Below are 17,943 nucleotides of genomic sequence, written 5' to 3' on the forward strand. Positions count from 1 at the left end.
GAGAACGCGGATCCGGGCGGGCCGGCATCCGCACTTTCTGGCGAGTCGACGCGGGAAGCGGGGGGTTCAGGCGGTCGCGCGCTCGGCGGCCTCGACGACGTTGGTCATCAGCAGGGCGACGGTCATCGGGCCGACGCCGCCGGGGTTGGGCGAGAGGAAGCCGGCGACCTCGGCGACATCCGGCGCGATGTCTCCGTAGACCTTCGACTTGCCGGTCTCGGGGTCGTTCTCGCGGGTCACGCCCACGTCGAGGACGGCGGCGCCGGGCTTCACATCCGCGGCGGTGACGAGGTGCTTCACACCCGCGGCGCCCACGATGACGTCGGCCTCGCGCAGGTGCGCGCCGAGGTCGGTGGTTCCGGTGTGGGTGAGGGTCACCGTGGCGTTGATCTCGCGGCGGGTCAGCAGCAGGCCGATGGACCGGCCGATCGTCACGCCGCGGCCGACCACGACCACGTTCTTGCCGGCGAGGTCGTAGCCGCCCCGCTGCAGCAGCTCGATGACGGCGCGCGGCGTGCACGGCAGCGGGGTCGTGATGGGGTCGTTGACATTGAGCACGAGACGGCCGAGGTTGACGGGGTGCAGGCCGTCGGCATCCTTCGCCGGATCGATGCGCTCGAGGATGCGGTCGGTGTCGAGGTGCTTGGGCAGCGGCAGCTGGACGATGTAGCCGTGGCACGTCGGGTCGGCGTTGAGGCGGTCGATGACCTCTTCGACCTCGGCCTGCGTCGATTCGGCGGGCAGCTCGATCTGGATCGAGTTCATGCCGATCGCCTCGGACTCGCGGTGCTTCATCCCCACGTACAGCTGGGATGCCGGGTCGGCCCCGACGAGCACCGTCGCGATGCCCGGGGTTACTCCACGGGCCTTCAGCGCGGCGACGCGGTCGGCCAGTTCGGTCTTGATGGCAGCGGCGGTGGCCCGCCCGTCGAGCTTCTGCGCGGTCATGTCGTTCTCCGTTCGAAGGGTCGCGGTCGCCCGGTCGCGGTCGCCGGTCCCGGTCGCCGAGAACATACCGTCCGGGCGAGAACGTACCGTGCGGGGTGCGTTCTCGCGGGGAGGGTGCGTTCTCGGCGACCGGCCGGCGACCGGCCGGCGGGTTACTGCTGCAGCGCGGGGTAGAGGGGGAAGGCGTCGGCGAGGGTCGCGACGCGGGCGCGCAGCGCCTCGAGGTCGGCGCCGGGCTGCAGCGCGAGCGCGATGATGTCGGCGACCTCGGTGAACTCGGCGTCGCCGAAGCCGCGCGTCGCGAGCGCGGGCGTGCCGATGCGCAGGCCCGAGGTGACCATCGGCGGGCGCGGGTCGTTGGGCACCGCGTTGCGGTTCACGGTGATGTGGATCTCGTGCAGCAGGTCTTCGGCCTGCTTGCCGTCGATCGCGGCGTCGCGCAGGTCGACGAGCACGAGGTGCACGTCGGTGCCGCCCGACCGTACGGCGATGCCCGCGTCGGCGACATCCTGCTGCGTGAGGCGCTCGGCGATGATCGCGGCGCCGCGCACGGTGCGCTCCTGGCGCTCCTTGAACTCCGGCGTCGCGGCGAGCTTGAAGGCCGTCGCCTTCGCTGCGATGACGTGCATGAGCGGACCGCCCTGCTGGCCCGGGAAGACGGCGGTGTTGATCTTCTTGGCGAGGTCGGCGTCGTTGGTGAGGATGATGCCCGAGCGCGGGCCGCCGATCGTCTTGTGTACCGTCGACGAGACGACGTGGGCGTGCGGCACCGGCGAGGGGTGCACGCCCGCGGCCACGAGACCGGCGAAGTGAGCCATGTCGACCCAGAGGTACGCGCCGACCTCGTCGGCGATCGCGCGGAACGCGGCGAAGTCGAGCTGACGGGGGTAGGCCGACCAGCCGGCGATGATCACCTTCGGCTTGTGCTCGATCGCGAGGCGGCGGACCTCGTCCATGTCGATCAGCGAGGTCTCGGGGTTCACGCCGTAGGCGACGATGTCGTACAGCCGACCCGAGAAGTTGATCTTCATGCCGTGCGTGAGGTGGCCGCCGTGGTCGAGCGAGAGGCCGAGGAGCGTGTCGCCGGGGCGGGCGATCGCGTGCAGGACGGCGGCGTTCGCCGTCGCTCCCGAGTGCGGCTGGACGTTGGCGAACTCGGCGCCGAAGAGCGACTTGGCCCGCTCGATCGCGAGCTCCTCGGCGACGTCGACTTCTTCGCAGCCGCCGTAGTAGCGGCGACCCGGGTAGCCCTCGGCGTACTTGTTGGTGAGCACCGACCCCTGCGACTGCAGCACCGAGACGGGCACGAAGTTCTCGGATGCGATCATCTCGAGGTAGCCGCGCTGGCGGTCGAGCTCACGCTCGAGGACCTGCGCGATCTCGGGGTCGACCTCGGCGAGCGGGGCGTTGAAGTACGAATCGGTCATGACGATCTCCAGACGACGGCTTTCGGGACGGATTTCACGAGCAGAGAAGTTCCGCATCGGCCCAGGCGTGCGGTCGAATGCCGTGTCGGTCGCTCCCCGGTGGTGGCCCACCTCAACGCCAGTCGCGACGCGTCGAGCATAACGGATGCCGCGCTGGTACGCTGGCTCGAAAGTTTGTTAGGCACCCTTACAGATAGGGGCGCGATGACGTCGCTGCCGCTGGTCCCGTTGCCCTCCTCGGTCACGCCCGCGAAGGGGGTGACGTTCGCCCTGTCGGACACCGTCGCGGTGACGGGAGACCCGGATGCCGCGGGCGTCCTGCACCGGCTCGTCCTGACCCGGACCGGCCTCCACCTCGCCGGTTCCGCGTCCCCCGGCACCGCGTCCCCCGGCACCGCAGAACCCGGTCGCGCCGTCATCGATCTCACCGTCGACGGCGACGGCTCGCCCGAGTCTTACCGGCTGACGGTCGCGGAGAACCGCGTCACCGTCCGCGGCGCCGACGCGGCCGGACTGTTCTACGGCGTGCAGACCCTGGGCCAGCTCATCACCGGCTCGCCCGACGGCTGGGTGATTCCGGGGGTCGACATCGCCGACGCCCCCCGCTTCGCGTACCGCGGCGTCATGCTCGATGTCGCGCGCCACTTCCACGACGTCGCGACCGTCACCGCCTACCTCGAGCGGGCGGCGAGCCTGAAGTTCAACGTCCTGCACCTGCACCTGAGCGACGACCAGGGATGGCGGCTCGCGCTGACCCGCCGGCCGGAGCTCACCGCCCGGGCGGCGGCGAGCGCGGTGGGCGGCGGTGCCGGCGGCTTCTTCACGGCCGACGACTATCGCGCGATCATCGCCCACGCCGCGGCGAACCACATCACGGTCGTGCCCGAGTTCGACATGCCCGGCCACACCCACGCCGTCGGGCTCGCCTACCCCGAGGTCGCCGCGCCACCGGCGCTGGACGGGTGGGATGCCGCGGGCGGCCCCACTCCCGTCGCCGGCGAGGCGTACACGGGCATGGGCGTCGGCTTCTCGTCGCTGCGCATCGGCGCCCCGGAGACCGATGCGTTCGTCGACGACGTCCTGGCGGAGCTGGCGGAGCTGACCCCCGGCCCCTACCTGCACTTCGGCGGCGACGAGGCGCACGGCACCCCGGCGGAGGACTTCTCGGCCTTCGTCGCCCGCACCTCGCAGGTCATCGCCGACCTCGGCAAGACGCCGATCGCCTGGCACGAGGCCGGCGTCGCCGCGGATCTCGCGCCCGGGACGATCGGCCAGTACTGGGGCCTCGTCTCGCCGACCGACGGTGCCGACGAACGTGCGCGAGCCTTCGTGGCACGCGGCGGGCGCGTCATCCTCTCCCCCGCCGACGCCGTGTACCTCGACATGAAGCCGGCTGCCGACGCTCCTCTCGGGCTCACCTGGGCGAACGGTCCGACGAGTCTCCAGCGCTCCTACTCCTGGGAGCCGCGCGAGATCGTTCCCGGCATCGCAGAGGACGACATCCTCGGTGTCGAGGCGCCGCTGTGGACCGAGACCGTCCGCGACCTCGACGACATCGACGCGCTCGCGTTCCCCCGCATCGCGGCGGCCGCCGAAGCCGCCTGGTCGGTTCCGGCAGGCACCGCGGCCGACCGCACATGGGATTCCTTCCGCGAGCGGGTGGGCGGGCTCGGGCCGCTGTGGACGACGCTCGGCATCCGCTTCCCCGCGTCGCCGGAGGTGACATGGACGCTCTGAACCGCGTCATACATTCCGCCCGCCTCGTCGACGGCGGACGCGAGACCCCCGACTGCTGGCTCGTCGTGCGGGGCGGCCGAGTCGCCGCGCAGGGCACCGGCGACGCGTGGCGGGATGCCGTCGCCGGAGAACCGGTCGACGAGATCGTCGACGCCGCCGAGGCAGCCGGCGCCGGCGCGACCCTCACTCCCGGCTTCATCGACATCCACGGCCACGGTGGCGGCGGCGCGGCGTACGACGACGGCGCCGACGCGATCCGCGTGGCCCGAGAGCTGCACCGGGCGCACGGCACGACGCGAGCGGTCATCTCGCTGGTCACGGCATCGGTCGACGACCTCGCCCGCCGGGTCGCCGCCGTCGCCGATCTGGCGGAGACGGATGCCGCGGTGCTCGGCTCGCACCTCGAGGGGCCGTTCCTCGATCCCGGGCACCACGGCGCACACGACCCCCAGCTGCTCATCGGCCCCGCCGCCGACGCCGTGGCCCGGCTGCTCGAGGCGGGTCGCGGCACCGTCCGTCAGGTGACGATCGCCCCCGAACTGCCGGGCGCCCTCACCGCGATCGAGCGCATCGTCGCGGCGGGTGCGGCCGCCGCCGTCGGGCACACCGACGCGGATGCCGAGACCGCACGGCGGGCCTTCGACGCCGGCGCGACGATCCTCACCCACGCCTTCAACGCCATGCCGGGCCTTCACCACCGCGAGCCCGGCCCGATCGGCGCGGCCACCGCCGACCCGCGCGTCACGCTCGAGGTCATCGCCGACGGCGTGCATCTGGCCCCCGAGGTGGTGCGGATCGCTTTCGCGGCCGCCCCCGGCCGCATCGCGCTCGTGACTGACGCGATGGCTGCCGCCGGGTCGGCCGACGGCGACTACGTGCTGGGAGCGCTCGCGGTGCGCGTCGAGAACACCGTGGCGCGACTTGCCGACGGCACGATCGCCGGCTCCACCCTGACCCAGGATGCCGCGCTGCGGACGGCCGTCGCCGCGGGTGTGGCGCTCCCGGCGGCCGTGACGGCGCTCACCGCCGCACCGGCGCGCGCGATCGGACGCCCCGACCTCGGCACGCTCGAGGTCGGCAGCCCGGCCGACGCGGTCCTCCTCGACGCCGACCTGCGCGTCCGTCGCGTCTGGACCGGGCGCGCGTGACCGGGTCGCCGCAGGTCTCCTCCCGGGGCGGCGACGTGAGGCCGGCGCCTAGAATCGGAGGCATGTCCGAACTGCCGAACGTCCGTCCCGCCACCCCCGAGGCGCCGCAGCAGGCGGCCGGCACGCGACGCGCTCTCTCGGCGATCGAGCTCCTCGCCTTCGCCTGCCAGCTCTTCGCCTTCGCGACCTTCGCGATCTGGGGCTTCGCAGCGTGGGACTTCCCTCTCAACCTGGTCTTCGGCATCGGCGCGCCCGTCGTCGCGATCCTCCTGTGGGCCCTGTTCGTCTCGCCGCGCGCCGTGCTCATGGTGCACCCGTTCGTGCGCGCCCTCGTCGAGCTGTTCGTCTACGCCTCGGCGACCATCGCGTGGTGGAGCATGGACCAGGCCTGGATCGGCCTGGTGTTCGGAGTCATCGCGGTGACCTGCGGCGTGATCGCCGGGCGCCGGCGCCTGTCATGACCGATCCCGACGTCGTCGCCCGGCTCGTGGCCGAGCTCGGCGACCGCGTCGACGTCTCGGATGCCGGTCGGGCCGCCGCTCGGGCGGACAAGTCGGGCCAGGCGGCATCCGGATCGGCCCTCGCCGTCGTCCACGCCCGCACCGTCGAGGACGTCCAGGCGACGATGCGCATCGCCTCCGCCACCGGCACCCCCGTCGTGCCGCGTGGCGCCGGCACCGGTCTCGCGGGCGGAGCCAACACGGGCGCGGGTGAGATCGGGCTCTCGCTGCGTTCGATGGACCGCATCCTCGAGGTCCGCCCCGACGACCTCATCGCTGTCGTCGAGCCCGGCATCCTCAATGGGCAGCTGAACGCGGCGCTCGCGGAGCACGGGCTCTGGTGGGCACCTGATCCCGCGAGCCGCGACATCTCCACCGTCGGCGGCAACATCGCCACCGGCGCTGGCGGCCTGCTCTGCGCGAAGTACGGCGTGGTGCGGGACGCGGTCCTCGGCCTCGACCTCGTGCTGGCCGACGGTCGCCTGATGAGTCTCGGACATCGCACAGTGAAAGGGGTCACGGGCCTCGACCTGACCTCGCTCGTCATCGGCTCGGAGGGCATCCTGGGTGTCGTCGTCGCCGCGACGCTGAAGCTCCGCCGCCTCGTTCCCGGCGAGGCGCGCACGATCGCCGCGACGTTCACGGATGTCCGCTCCGCGGCCGTGGCGGCATCCGCGGTCACGGCGGCCGGAATCCAACCGGCGATCATGGAGCTGATGGACGCGACCTCCCTCGCCGCCTCGCACCGCCTCCTCGGGCTTCCCGACCCCACGCCCGGCGCCTCGCAGCTGACGGTTCAGACCGACGGCCCGGGCGCGACGGCCGAGGCGGAGGCCGTCGTCGCGGTGCTCACGGCCGCCGGCGGCACCGTGCGCCTCGCCGCCGACGACGCCGAGGCCCAGCAGCTGTGGACGGTGCGGCGGTCGATGCATCCCGCGATGGAGACCCTGGGAACCGCGCTCATCGAGGACGTCTCGGTGCCGCGCAGCGCCCTGCCCGCGATGTTCGACGAGATCGCCCGCATCGAGGAGCGCTTCGGCCTGACGATCCCGACCGTCTGCCACGCCGGCGACGGCAACCTGCACCCGAACTTCATCTTCGACGGCGACGAGGTCCCGGAGGTCATCTGGGAGGCGGCGGAAGACCTCTTCCAGTCGGCGCTGCGCCTCGGCGGAACGCTCACCGGCGAGCACGGTGTCGGCGTCCTGAAGCGACGCTGGCTCGCCGACGAGCTCGGCGACGACCAGTGGGAGCTGCAGCGGCGCATCGCGCAGGTGTTCGACCCGGCCGGCATCCTGAACCCGGGAAAGGTGTTCGCGCCGTGACCGGGCCCGCCCCCGCAGGCGAGGTCCACGTCAGTGCGGCGGTCGTGACCGACGGTGACGGGCGCACGCTCCTCGTCCGCAAGCGCGGCACCGAGCGGTTCATGGCTCCCGGCGGCAAACCCGAGCCGGGCGAGTCGGCCGGCGCCGCCCTGGTCCGCGAGCTGCATGAGGAGCTCGGCGTCGTCGTGGCCGAGCGCGACCTCGTCTACCTCGGGCGGTTCGAGTCGGATGCCGCGAACGAGCCGGGCTTCCGCGTGATCGCCGAGGCGTTCGCGGTCACGCTCGATCCCGCGTCGGTGCGTGCCGCCGCCGAGATCGCCGAGGCCCGCTGGCTCACCGCGATCGAGGCCGCCGCACTGCCGCTCGCCCCGCTCAGCACCGAGCACCTGCTTCCGCTCGCCTGGGCCTGAACGGCGGCGCCCAGGGCACCCACGGGCACGTCGCGGGGCGCGAGCTCGACCCGCTCGTCCAGGCGCAGCGACCGCAGGAACGGAGATGCGCCGGCGGATGCGGCGAGCGCGGCCCGCACCGGGACGAGGAGCCGGTCGGCGAGCGCGGATACGCCCCCGCCCAGGACGACCGCGTCGACGTCGGTCGTGAGCACCAGGAGCCGGACCGCCGCCTCGACGCCGCGCACCACGTCGGCGCGGATGCCGGCGGCCCGCTCGTCCCCCGCATCAGCAGCGTCGAAGACGGCGAGCACCGGCAACGGGGCGGATCCGCCCCAGCGCTCGGCGACGGCTCCCCCGCCCGCGAACGCCTCGATGCATCCGCGCTGTCCGCAGCGGCAGCGCGGACCGTTCGGGTCGATGGGGACGTGCCCGATCTCGCCGGCCGCGCCGCGCCCGCCGCGGCGGGGCCCCGTCTCATCGACGATGCCGGCGGCGACGCCGGTCCCGAGGTTGAGGTAGGCGAGCGATCCGCCCGCGGGACGAAGCGCCTGCGCCCCGACCGCCGCGTACCGCACGTCGTTGTCGATCGCCGGCCGGACGCCGATCCGCGCCGCCACGGCTGCCGCGAGGTCGTACCGGTCGATCCCGAGGTTCAGGGCATGCTCGACGACACCGCTGCCGGGCCGGATCTGCCCGGGCACGCCCACGCCGACGGCGACCTCCGGCGCAGCCCCCGCGAGGTCGGCGACGACCGCCGCGACGCCGTCGGCGACGGCATCCCCGCCCCACCCGGTCGGCCGACGAAGGCGGGCGATCTCGCCGCCGTCATCGTCGACGGACACGGCGAGGATCTTCGTGCCGCCCACGTCGACACCGATGCGCAGCGTCATCCCTTCACGGCCCCCGATACGAGCCCGCCCGACATCCGCCCCTGCACGATGAGGAAGAAGATCACGACGGGGATCGAGATGAGGGTGGATGCCGCCATCACCGCGCCCCAGTTCGTCGCGGCCGTCGCCGACTGGAACGACAGCAGCCACGGCGGGAGGGTCAGGTTGTAGCCCTTCATGAGCAGCAGCGCCATCGTGAACTCGTTCCACGACTGGATGAAGGCGAAGATGCCGGTCGCGACGAGTCCGGGAGCCAGCAGGGGGAACGTGACCTTCCAGAACGCCTGGGTGCGAGTGCACCCGTCGATCATGGCCGCCTCTTCGAGATCGGCAGGGACACCCGCGACGAACCCGCGCAGCGTCCAGATCGTGAAGGGGATGACGGCGGCGACGTAGACGATTCCGAGGCCGATGAGGGTGTTCATCAGACGCCAGTCGTCGATCATGCCGTAGATCGTGAACATCATCGCCTCGCCAGGGATCATCTGCACGATGAGCACCGCGACGATGAACGATCGCCGCCCGCGGAAGCGGATGCGGGCGACGGCGATCGAGGCGAGGAAGGCCAGCACCAGCGTGACGACGAGCACGCCGACGGTCACGAGGGTCGACGAGAGCAGCCCGTGCACGAAGTCGGTCTGCCCGGGGGCCGCCTCGCGCGTCCACGCCGTGGCGTAGTTGCCGAGCGTGAAGTCGAAGGGGAGGAAGCTCGGGGTGCGGCTGATGATGCTCTCGCCGCGCGTGAACGACATGTTCAGCATCCAATACACCGGGAACACCGAGCACACGAACACCACGAGTGCGGCGAGGTTGAGCCCTGCTCGCGAGAGGATGCGGCGACGCGGCGGTCGTCGCACGGCGAGCGAACGCGGCCGGGGACGCTTCGCCCGACCCACCTCGCCGACGACCTCGTCGACCCCGATCGTGCCGAGCTGGGTCGCGGGGGTGACCTGGGTGCTCACAGCTCCTCCTCCTTGAGCGTGGTGCGGATGTATCCCCACGAGAGGGTGAGGAGCAGCACGACCATGAGCACGCCGATCGCGCTCGTGACGCCGAACTCCCCCGGTCCCTGCCGGAAGATGTAGGTCCCGAGCACGTTGGTCTCGGAGATGAGGCCGCCGCGCTGCTGCAGCGCGTAGACCTGCGTGAAGATGCGGAGGTTCCAGATGACCTGCAGCACCACGACCACGGTGACGACGTTGCGCAGGTACGGGAACACGACGAGTCGGAAGCGCTGCCACCCGACCGCGCCGTCGAGGGATGCCGCCTCGAGCACCTCGGCGGGGACCTGCCCGAGCGCCGCGTACAGGGTGAAGGCGGCGAAGGGCACGCCCTGCCAGACGACGATCACCGTCAGGACGAAGAAGAACGACCACGGGTTCGCCAGCCACGAGTGGTTGGTCCAGTCGGTCGACCCGGTCATCGTGTTGAGAGCCCAGTTGACGATGCCGTACTGCGAGTCGAAGATCCACCCCCAGACCGTGGTCGCCGCCAGCGGCGGCATCGCCCAGGCCAGCAGGAGACCGAGGGAGACGAGGACACGCCATCCGCGCCGCAGGCGCGTCATGAGCACCGCGACCAGGGCGCCGAGCCCCACGATCAGCACGGTCATCGCGACCATCAGCCCGAGGCTGCGGACGAGGACGGCCGGGAAGTCGGACTGCGTGAAGACCTCGAGGTAGTTCTCGAACCCGATGAAGTCGGGGAGGGTGCCCTGCACCTTGTTGCGGATGGCGTAGTCGGTGAACGACTGCACGAGCATCAGCACGGCGGGGTACCCGACCATCACCCCGAGGATGACGAGCGAGGGGCCGAGGAGCGTCAGCGCACCGACGTCGTCGCGGCGCCGGCGTGACCGTTCCCGCGCGCTCGGCGTCGGCGACGCGGGGCCCTTCGCACGACGGGGCGTGCGCGTGAGGACGTCTGTCATCGTCCTGTCCTCTCTGCGATCGTCGTGGGGCGCGGAGCCCGGCCCCGCGCCCCACGACGTCCGACTACTTGTTGAGGATCGCTTCGATCTGGCCGTCGAGCTCGGTCGCGATCGCCGTGACGTCGCCGCCCTGCGCGATCTTCACGAGGGCGTCCTTGATGACACCCGACGACTCGACCTCGGACCAGTTCGGGCTCGCCGGCACGGCCTTCGACGATGCGACGGCCTTCGCGGCCTCGGCCGTGATCTCGTCGTCGGGCAGGAACTCGGCGAACGAGGTCAGCGCGGGGATGAGCCCGTTCTCGGCGAGGATCTTCTGGTACCCCTCCGAGAGGATGATCTTCAGTGCGGCCTCGGCCTTGTCGGGAGCGTCCGACTTCGCCGCGATGGCGATGTTCGAGCCTCCCGCGAACACCGGAGCGACCTCACCGGCGGTCATGCCCGGGAGGGCGAACGCCTTTAGGTCGGCACCGGCGGTCTCGGGGCAGCCCGGGGCCTTCGCGTCGTCGGCGGGCGCGAGGATCGACCACTTCACCCATGCCGGAGCGGACAGGAAGCCGATCTCACCGGCGCAGAACGGAACCTGCGGGTCGGTCTCGTCCGCGTCGGCCGGCGCGATCGTCGCGTTCTGGTAGACGTCCTGGAGCATCGTCAGACCCGCGATGCCGCCCGAGCTGGAGAATCCGCCCTTCCAGGTGTCGCCGTCCTGCGTCGCGATCTCGCCGCCGTTCGCCCAGACGTAGGGCAGCGCGTTGTACCAGTCCTTGCCGGGGGCGTAGATCCCCGACTTCGTGGCGGTCGTCGCGGCGATGCCGTCGGCGACGTACTCCTCGAGCGTCGTCGGCACCTCGCCGCTGTACGAGGAGGGCGAGTAGAAGACGATGCGCGACCCCGCGTAGTAGGGGGCGGCGTACAGGCTGCCGTCCGCCGAACCGAGCTCGACGAAGCTCTGCAGCAGCTCGTCGCCCCCGAGGTCCGCCTCGAGATCGGAGATGTCGAGGAACAGGCCCTGGTCGATGAAGCCCGGCGACTGCGTGTTGCCGACCTCGACCAGGTCGGGCGCGTCGTTCGATGACAGCGCGGCGACGTAGTTGTCCGCGGTGTCGGCCCAGGTCTTCTCCTCGATGGTGAGCGTCCAGCCCTCGTTCTCGGCTTCGAACGTCTTCTTGAGGTAGTCGCGCGCGTCCTGCGGCGTGTCGGTGCCGACCAGCCACACGGTCAGGTCTCCGGTCTCGGCGCTCTGTCCCGCGTCGCCGCTCGCGCAACCGGCGAGCAGCAGGGCGGAGACACCGAGGAGCGACAGTGCTCCGAGGCTCTTCTTCATGGTGATTCCTTCTTCTCTGGTGTCGACGAGTCGGATGGGCTCGTCCGGGTGTGGAGCGGGTGGTGCAGGTGGGGCTATGGAGCTGTGGAGCGAGGTCAGGAGACGCCGAGGCGTCCTGACAGGACCATGACGGCAGCACCGCGCAGGACGATGTCCTGCCCCTGCTCCGTCATCCGCACCTGCAGCTCGTCGTGGAACGTGGCGAGCGTGCGGGTGCGCACCGTCTCGGCCGCGGCGCTCGCGAGCGCCCCGTCGAGAAGTTCCGCGGGGCCGGAGAGCACGATCTCCGACAGGTCGAGAGCGCCGACGATCGGCGCGAGGGCGATGCCCAGGCGCTCACCGGCGTCGCGCAGAAGTCCTTCGCGGTCGCTCGCGTCGCCGGCATCGATGCGGGCGGAGAGCGAGGGAACCGAGATCCAGGCCTCGAGGCATCCCACCTTGCCGCAGACGCAGTCGGGGCCGCCGTCGGTGCCCACCGTGACATGCCCGATCTCGCCGGCGGCCGAGCGCGCGCCGCGCAGCGGGTCGCCACCCGTGAGCAGGCCCGCACCGACACCACGGCCGACCTTCACGAGGATGATGTCGTCGCCGGCACCGCCGAACGTGTGCTCAGCGAGCACCGCGGCGTTGGCGTCGTTGGCGACGAGCACCGGCGCGCCGACCGCCTCGCTCAGGATGCCGGTGAGGTCGACCTCCTCCCAGCCGAGGCCGGGCGCCGCGAGCACGACCCCCGCGGCGTCGACGACACCCGGGGTGCCGACGCCGACGCCGAGCACGGGCGCGTGCGCGTCGCGCACCAGCGTGCGTGCCAGTTCCACGACCACCGGCAGGATCTCGGTGCGGTCGCGGGGCACGACAGCCTCGTGACGGGCGACGATCTCGCCGTCGAGGGTCATCACCGCCCCCGTGAAGCGGTCGTTCCCCGAGAGGTCGAGGCCGACGATGCGGTGCCCGTCGCGGGCGAGATCGACGAGGATGGCGGGCTTGCCCGGGCCTGCGGCCTCGCGCGTGCCCTGCTCGGCGACGAAGCCGTCGGAGATGAGCTCTGCGACGAGGTCCGAGATCGTGACGCGCGTCAATCCGGTCTCACGCGCGAGGTCGGCGCGGCTCATCGCTCCCCCGTGGAAGAGCCGCTCGAGCACGAGTGCGCGATTGTGCGCCCGAGCGTGCTCGGGGAGGATCTTCGCCCCCGGGCGCCGGGTGCGCGTCGTGCGCCGCGGGGCGTCGGTCTCGGTGCTCGTCATGTTTGTTAGTAGACCTTACGAATGGGGCGCGCACAACCCGCGGAAGCGGGTTTGCTAGTGATGTTTACAAACCTGTTACATCGGCGGTCCGCATCCCGAGCCGATGTCAAGGGGAACGTTCGAGCGCCGTCCCTCCGTAGGGTGGAGGAATCGCCGCACCGAGGAGAACCCCATGAACCGTCGCCTGACCGCCCTCGCCGTCACTGCTCTGGCACTCGCCGCCCTGACCGGCTGCACCGGAGGGAACGACTCCGCAACCGGCGGCGCGAGCCCCGCGAGCACCCAGTCGGTCGAGGAGGCGTGCACCCAGGTCGACGACGTCATGACCGAGGCGACGCAGGGCATCCAGGAGATCGACCCCTCCGACCCCGCCGCCGCGGCCGGCGCACTGCGCACGATCTCGGACGGCATGGGCGACGCGGCCGCCGAGGTGACGAACGCAGAGGTGTCCGGCATCCTGCCCGATCTCCAGACCGCGTTCTCATCGGCCGCCGACTCGATGGAGGCCGTCGCCGCCGGCGACACCGATCGGGCGACCGAGCTCACGACGGCACTGAGCGACGTGCAGGGCAGCATCGACACGTACACCGACCTCTGCGGCACCAACTGACCGTCGGGCGCGATCCGGTTCGCGCCGCTGCATAACGCTCTGGTTTCACTCAGGCCGCTCTCGGACTGCTGTCGCGTACCATGAGTTCCGAGTGCGCGTTAACGCGCAGACGGGGGTACAGCGGTGACGGATGTCGCGTCGAAGCACGATCATGAGAGCACGGCCGAGTCGGACGTGCTCTCGAGCGATCCCGGACAACGCGTCGAGTGGGCACCGGTCGAGCCACCGCGCAAGAAGCGACACCTCGGCCTGTGGATCGGCGTCCCCGTCGGCGTGGTCGCCCTCGGAGCCGCGGCCGCATCGTTCTTCCTGATCGCTCCCGGCACGACCATCTCGGGCGTCCCGGTCGGCTTCATGACCCCCGGTGCCGCGGCCTCCGCCGTGCAGGACCGTCTCGACCAGACCAGCGTCACCCTCGGAGAGGGCGGCACGAGCATCTCGGGCGCCGACCTCGGAGCGCAGGTCGACGCCACCGCGCTCGCGACCTCGGCCTTCGACGCCCGGCCCGCCTGGAACATCACTCAGTGGTTCGGCGACCCCATCGACGCCCCGATCACGCTCGACGAGGCGACCGCCACCGACGCTCTGCGCAGCGCCGCAGGCGACCTGTATGTCGAGCCCACCCCCGCATCCCTCTCGTTCGACGGCTCGTCGTATGTCGTCAGTCCCGACGTCCCCGGCGCGGGAGTCGATCCCGAGGCGGCCCGCGCGGGCCTGCAGATCGCGTTCGACTCGGGCACGACCGACGCGGTCATCGACCCCGAGCTCACCCCCGTGTCCGCGCTGACGACCACCGCCGCAGCCGAGGAGACCGCCGCTTCGCTCAACGGCATGCTCGACGGTGTCGGCTTCTACGTGGGCGACGAGCGCACGGTCCCGGTCGACCGCGCGACGGCCGCGAGCTGGCTCACGATCGGCACGAAGGACGACGGCTCGTTCGAGATCACGGCGGACCCCGCCGCGATCCAGCCCGTCGTCGACACGCTTCCGGGGCTCGTGGACCGCGCGCCCGTGAACGGCGTGGTGTTCGCCAACGCCGCCGGTGAGATCATCGACGACTCCGACGCCGGCCTCGAAGGCCGCACGCTGACCTCGACCGACGGCATCGCCGCCGGGTTCGCCGAACAGCTCGCGACGGGCGATGCCGCCTACCGGCTGCCGGTCGAGGTCGTTCCCGTCACCACGCAGACCATCACCCGCCTGCTCGAGGTCGATCTCGGCGAGCAGCGCCTGTATCTCAAGGAGAACGGCGTCGTCGTCGATTCGTGGCTCGTCTCGACCGGCCGCCCCGGCGCCGACACGCAGACCGGCTACTACACGATCGGCTGGAAGACACCGCGCCAGGACATGCGCGGCACCGCCCCCGACTCGGGCGTCAGCTACGTCCAGCCCGACGTGAAGTGGGCCATGTATTTCAACGGCGACCAGGCGTTCCACGGCGTTTACTGGCACAGCAACTGGGGCAACCGCATGAGCGCCGGCTGCGTCGGCATGCCCGACTCCCGCGCCGCCCAGATCTACGAGTGGGCCGTCGCCGGAACCGACGTCTACATCCACGCCTGATCGACGCATACCGTCTCATCGTCCGATCGACCGATGCGCGCCGGATCGATCACCGTTAGCCTGTGACCATGGCTGACCTCCGAGTGGAAGAACTGTCGGCGTCGACGATCGTCGCGGTGAACAACCTGTCGCTGAAGCCCGGGCAGGAGCGCTTCGTCGTGCCCGAGAGCTACGCCATCGCCGCGACCGTGGTCGACCCGGCGACCTCGTGGCAGCGCGTCATCCTCGACGGCGACGAGGTCGTCGGCTTCGTCAGCGCCGGGTTCGACCCCGATGCGCCGCACGAGCACTTCCGCTCCGTGCTGTGGCGCATCAACGTCGACGCCGACGACCAGGGCCGCGGTGTCGGACGCTTCGCCGTCGAGCAACTGGTCGACGAGGCGCGCAAGCGCGGATTCGACTGCCTCAACGTGATCTACGAGGCGGGCGAGGGCGGCCCCGAGGCGTTCTTCACGCGCGTCGGCTTCACGCCCGTCGACGAGACCGAGTACGGCGAGGTCGTCGCAGAGATCCGCTTCTGACGGACTCCCCCACGCACGACGAGGAACGCCCCGGACGCCGAAGCGACCGGGGCGTTCCGCCGTATCGAGTAGGGCTCAGAGCCCGTCGATGATGCGGTTGAGCGTCGCCGAGGGGCGCATGACGGCGGCGACCAGCTCGGCGTCGGGACGGTAGTAGCCACCGATCTCGGCCGGCGAACCCTGCACCGCGATCAGCTCTTCCACGATCGTGGTCTCGTTCGCGGCGAGAGCCTCGGCGACCGGCGCGAAGGCCGCGGCGAGCTCGGCGTCGACCGTCTGAGCCGCCAGCTCCTGCGCCCAGTACAGCGCGAGGTAGAAGTGGCTGCCGCGGTTGTCGATCGTGCCGAGGGCGCGGCCCGGCGACTTGTCCTGCTCGAGGAACGTTCCGGTCGCGGCATCCAGCGTGTCGGCGAGCACCTTCGCGTGAGCGTTCCCGGTGTACTCGGCGAGGTGCTCGAACGAGGCGGCGAGGGCGAAGAACTCGCCCAGCGAGTCCCACCGCAGGTAGTTCTCGGCGACGAGCTGCTGCACGTGCTTCGGAGCCGAACCGCCCGCGCCGGTCTCGAACAGGCCGCCACCGGCCAGCAGCGGGACGATCGAGAGCATCTTGGCGCTCGTGCCCACCTCGAGGATCGGGAAGAGGTCGGTCAGGTAGTCGCGCAGCACGTTGCCGGTGACCGAGATCGTGTCCTCGCCGCGACGGATGCGCTCGAGCGAGTAGCGCGTCGCGTCGGCGGGCGCCAGGATCTCGATCGTGAGGCCGTCGGTGTCGTGGTCGGCGAGGTAGGTCTTCACCTTCGCGATGAGGTTCGCGTCGTGCGCCCGGTTCTCGTCGAGCCAGAACACGGCGGGCACGCCCGTCGCACGCGCGCGGGTGACGGCGAGCTTCACCCAGTCGCGCACCGCGACATCCTTCGTCTGCGTCGCACGCCAGATGTCGCCGGCCTGGACCTCGTGCGACAGCAGGACGCTGCCCGACGAGTCGACGACCTCGACGGTTCCCGCCGCGGGGATCTCGAAGGTCTTGTCGTGCGAGCCGTACTCCTCGGCGGCCTGAGCCATCAGACCGACGTTGGGGACCGAGCCGATGGTGGCGGGGTCGAGGGGGCCGTGCTCGATGACGTCCTCGATCGTCGCCTGGTAGACGCCGGCGTAGGAGGAGTCGGGGATGACGGCGATCGTGTCGTCCTCGCTGCCGTCGGCGCCCCACAGCTTGCCGCCGTTGCGGATGAGGGCGGGCATCGAGGCGTCGACGATCACATCGGAGGGCACGTGCAGGTTCGTGATGCCCTTGTCGGAGTTGACGTACGACAGGCGCGGGCCGGACGCGATGGCGGCCTCGAAGGCCGCGCGGATCTCGTCGCCGTTCGCGAGCTGCGAGAGCCCCGCGAGGATGGCGCCGAGACCGTCGTTGGGCGTGAGACCGGCGGCGGCCAGGTCGTCGCCGTAGCGCGCGAAGACGTCGGCGAAGAACGCGCGGACGACGTGGCCGAAGATGATCGGGTCGCTGACCTTCATCATCGTCGCCTTCAGGTGCACCGAGTACAGCACGTCGTCGGAGGCGGCCTGCGCGACCGTGTCGGCGAGGAAGGCGTCGAGGGCCGCGGCCGAGAGGAAGGTCGCGTCGACGACCTCGCCCGGCAGGACCTTCAGGCCCGACTTCAGCTCGGTGACGGTGCCGTCCTCAGCCGTGAAGCGGATGGCGAGGACGTCGTCGCCCTCGATGACCGTCGAGGTCTCGTTCGACTTGAAGTCGTCGTGGCCCAGCGTCGCGACGCGGGTCTTCGATCCGTCGGCGAACGGCTTGTTGCGATGCGGGTGCTTGCGCGCGTAGTTCTTCACCGACAGGGGCGCACGGCGGTCGCTGTTGCCCTCGCGCAGCACGGGGTTCACGGCGGAGCCCTTGATGCGGTCGTAGCGCGCGCGGACGTCCTTCTCGTCGACGTTCTGCGGCTCGTCCGGGTAGTTCGGGATGTCGTATCCCGCGGCCTGCAGCTCGGCGATGGCGGCCTTGAGCTGCGGGATCGAAGCCGAGATGTTCGGGAGCTTGATGATGTTGGCCTCGGGCAGCGTCGCCAGGCCGCCGAGCTCGGCGAGCGCGTCGCCCACCTGCTGCTCGGGGGTGAGGTTCTGAGGGAAGGCGGCGAGGATGCGGCCCGCGAGCGAGATGTCGCGGGTTTCGATGGCCACGCCGGCCGCACCGGCGAAAGCCTCGACGATGGGCAGGAAGGAGGCGGTGGCCAGTGCCGGCGCCTCGTCGGTGTACGTGTAGATGATGGTCGAGTCGGGCACGTGTCGTCTCTCCAAAAAGCGCGTCGAGGGTCGGTCCTCAGCGTATCGCACGGGGGTGGTTCTCTCGATGTCGAGATATCTCTCGCGGCCGC

The 17,943-nt window shown here is 71.2% G+C and carries 15 protein-coding genes, 1 pseudogene and 1 riboswitch; of the genes and pseudogenes, 8 read left to right on the forward strand and 8 right to left on the reverse strand.

Annotated elements, in window-relative coordinates:
• Nucleotides 1-66 precede the first annotated feature (66 nt).
• Together CI089_RS03160 and glyA are read right to left on the reverse strand one after the other, a co-directional pair.
• Nucleotides 67-948, reverse strand: a complete 882-nt coding sequence (locus CI089_RS03160) for a bifunctional methylenetetrahydrofolate dehydrogenase/methenyltetrahydrofolate cyclohydrolase (RefSeq protein ID WP_094261217.1) — start codon at nt 946-948, stop codon at nt 67-69.
• A gap of 152 nt (nt 949-1,100) precedes the next feature.
• Nucleotides 1,101-2,375: a serine hydroxymethyltransferase gene (glyA, locus tag CI089_RS03165; protein WP_094260223.1), complete on the reverse strand. Its 1,275-nt coding sequence runs from the start codon at nt 2,373-2,375 to the stop codon at nt 1,101-1,103.
• Between the two features lie 52 nt (nt 2,376-2,427).
• Nucleotides 2,428-2,511: riboswitch (ZMP/ZTP riboswitch) on the reverse strand.
• 68 nt (nt 2,512-2,579) lie between these two features.
• On the opposite strand from glyA, the gene CI089_RS03170 reads away from it, so the two are divergent.
• The 5 genes from CI089_RS03170 to CI089_RS16540 all read left to right on the forward strand — a co-directional run bounded on the left by CI089_RS03170 (nt 2,580) and on the right by CI089_RS16540 (nt 7,495).
• Entirely contained in the window at nt 2,580-4,112 is a 1,533-nt protein-coding gene (locus CI089_RS03170) for a beta-N-acetylhexosaminidase (protein ID WP_094260224.1), read from the forward strand.
• Complete coding sequence (nagA, locus tag CI089_RS03175) at nt 4,100-5,260, forward strand: N-acetylglucosamine-6-phosphate deacetylase (RefSeq protein ID WP_094260225.1); 1,161 nt, start codon at nt 4,100-4,102, stop codon at nt 5,258-5,260. Before CI089_RS03170 ends, nagA begins: the two co-directional genes overlap by 13 nt.
• A 62-nt stretch (nt 5,261-5,322) precedes the next feature.
• Nucleotides 5,323-5,721, forward strand: a complete 399-nt coding sequence (locus CI089_RS03180) for a YrdB family protein (protein ID WP_023955620.1) — start codon at nt 5,323-5,325, stop codon at nt 5,719-5,721.
• Nucleotides 5,718-7,085, forward strand: a complete 1,368-nt coding sequence (locus CI089_RS03185; RefSeq protein ID WP_094260226.1) for an FAD-binding oxidoreductase — start codon at nt 5,718-5,720, stop codon at nt 7,083-7,085. Before CI089_RS03180 ends, CI089_RS03185 begins: the two co-directional genes overlap by 4 nt.
• Nucleotides 7,082-7,495: an NUDIX hydrolase gene (locus CI089_RS16540; RefSeq protein ID WP_256977438.1), complete on the forward strand. Its 414-nt coding sequence runs from the start codon at nt 7,082-7,084 to the stop codon at nt 7,493-7,495. Before CI089_RS03185 ends, CI089_RS16540 begins: the two co-directional genes overlap by 4 nt.
• A gap of 107 nt (nt 7,496-7,602) precedes the next feature.
• Here the strand turns inward: CI089_RS16540 and CI089_RS03195 are convergent.
• The 5 genes and pseudogenes from CI089_RS03195 to CI089_RS03215 all read right to left on the reverse strand — a co-directional run.
• Nucleotides 7,603-8,367, reverse strand: a pseudogene (locus tag CI089_RS03195) (ROK family protein); the annotation flags it as partial.
• On the reverse strand, nt 8,364-9,329 hold the full coding sequence (locus tag CI089_RS03200) for a carbohydrate ABC transporter permease (RefSeq protein ID WP_088380567.1): 966 nt from the start codon (nt 9,327-9,329) through the stop codon (nt 8,364-8,366). The pseudogene CI089_RS03195 and the gene CI089_RS03200, both read right to left, overlap by 4 nt.
• Complete coding sequence (locus CI089_RS03205) at nt 9,326-10,297, reverse strand: carbohydrate ABC transporter permease (RefSeq protein WP_094260227.1); 972 nt, start codon at nt 10,295-10,297, stop codon at nt 9,326-9,328. Before CI089_RS03205 ends, CI089_RS03200 begins: the two co-directional genes overlap by 4 nt.
• A gap of 64 nt (nt 10,298-10,361) precedes the next feature.
• On the reverse strand, nt 10,362-11,621 hold the full coding sequence (locus CI089_RS03210; RefSeq protein WP_064955728.1) for a sugar ABC transporter substrate-binding protein: 1,260 nt from the start codon (nt 11,619-11,621) through the stop codon (nt 10,362-10,364).
• A 95-nt stretch (nt 11,622-11,716) separates the two neighbouring features.
• Entirely contained in the window at nt 11,717-12,865 is a 1,149-nt protein-coding gene (locus CI089_RS03215; protein ID WP_094260228.1) for an ROK family transcriptional regulator, read from the reverse strand.
• A gap of 172 nt (nt 12,866-13,037) precedes the next feature.
• On the opposite strand from CI089_RS03215, the gene CI089_RS03220 reads away from it, so the two are divergent.
• The 3 genes from CI089_RS03220 to CI089_RS03230 all read left to right on the forward strand — a co-directional run bounded on the left by CI089_RS03220 (nt 13,038) and on the right by CI089_RS03230 (nt 15,559).
• Nucleotides 13,038-13,475, forward strand: coding sequence for a hypothetical protein (locus tag CI089_RS03220; protein WP_094260229.1), 438 nt, complete (start codon nt 13,038-13,040; stop codon nt 13,473-13,475).
• A gap of 123 nt (nt 13,476-13,598) precedes the next feature.
• Nucleotides 13,599-15,038: a L,D-transpeptidase family protein gene (locus CI089_RS03225; RefSeq protein ID WP_094260230.1), complete on the forward strand. Its 1,440-nt coding sequence runs from the start codon at nt 13,599-13,601 to the stop codon at nt 15,036-15,038.
• A gap of 68 nt (nt 15,039-15,106) precedes the next feature.
• Nucleotides 15,107-15,559: a GNAT family N-acetyltransferase gene (locus tag CI089_RS03230; RefSeq protein WP_094260231.1), complete on the forward strand. Its 453-nt coding sequence runs from the start codon at nt 15,107-15,109 to the stop codon at nt 15,557-15,559.
• Nucleotides 15,560-15,634: 75 nt separating this feature from the next.
• Here the strand turns inward: CI089_RS03230 and CI089_RS03235 are convergent, their stop codons facing one another.
• Entirely contained in the window at nt 15,635-17,851 is a 2,217-nt protein-coding gene (locus CI089_RS03235) for an NADP-dependent isocitrate dehydrogenase (RefSeq protein WP_094260232.1), read from the reverse strand.
• Nucleotides 17,852-17,943 lie beyond the last annotated feature (92 nt).

Source organism: Microbacterium sp. Yaish 1, from assembly GCF_002245215.1.
Classification (GTDB): domain Bacteria; phylum Actinomycetota; class Actinomycetes; order Actinomycetales; family Microbacteriaceae; genus Microbacterium.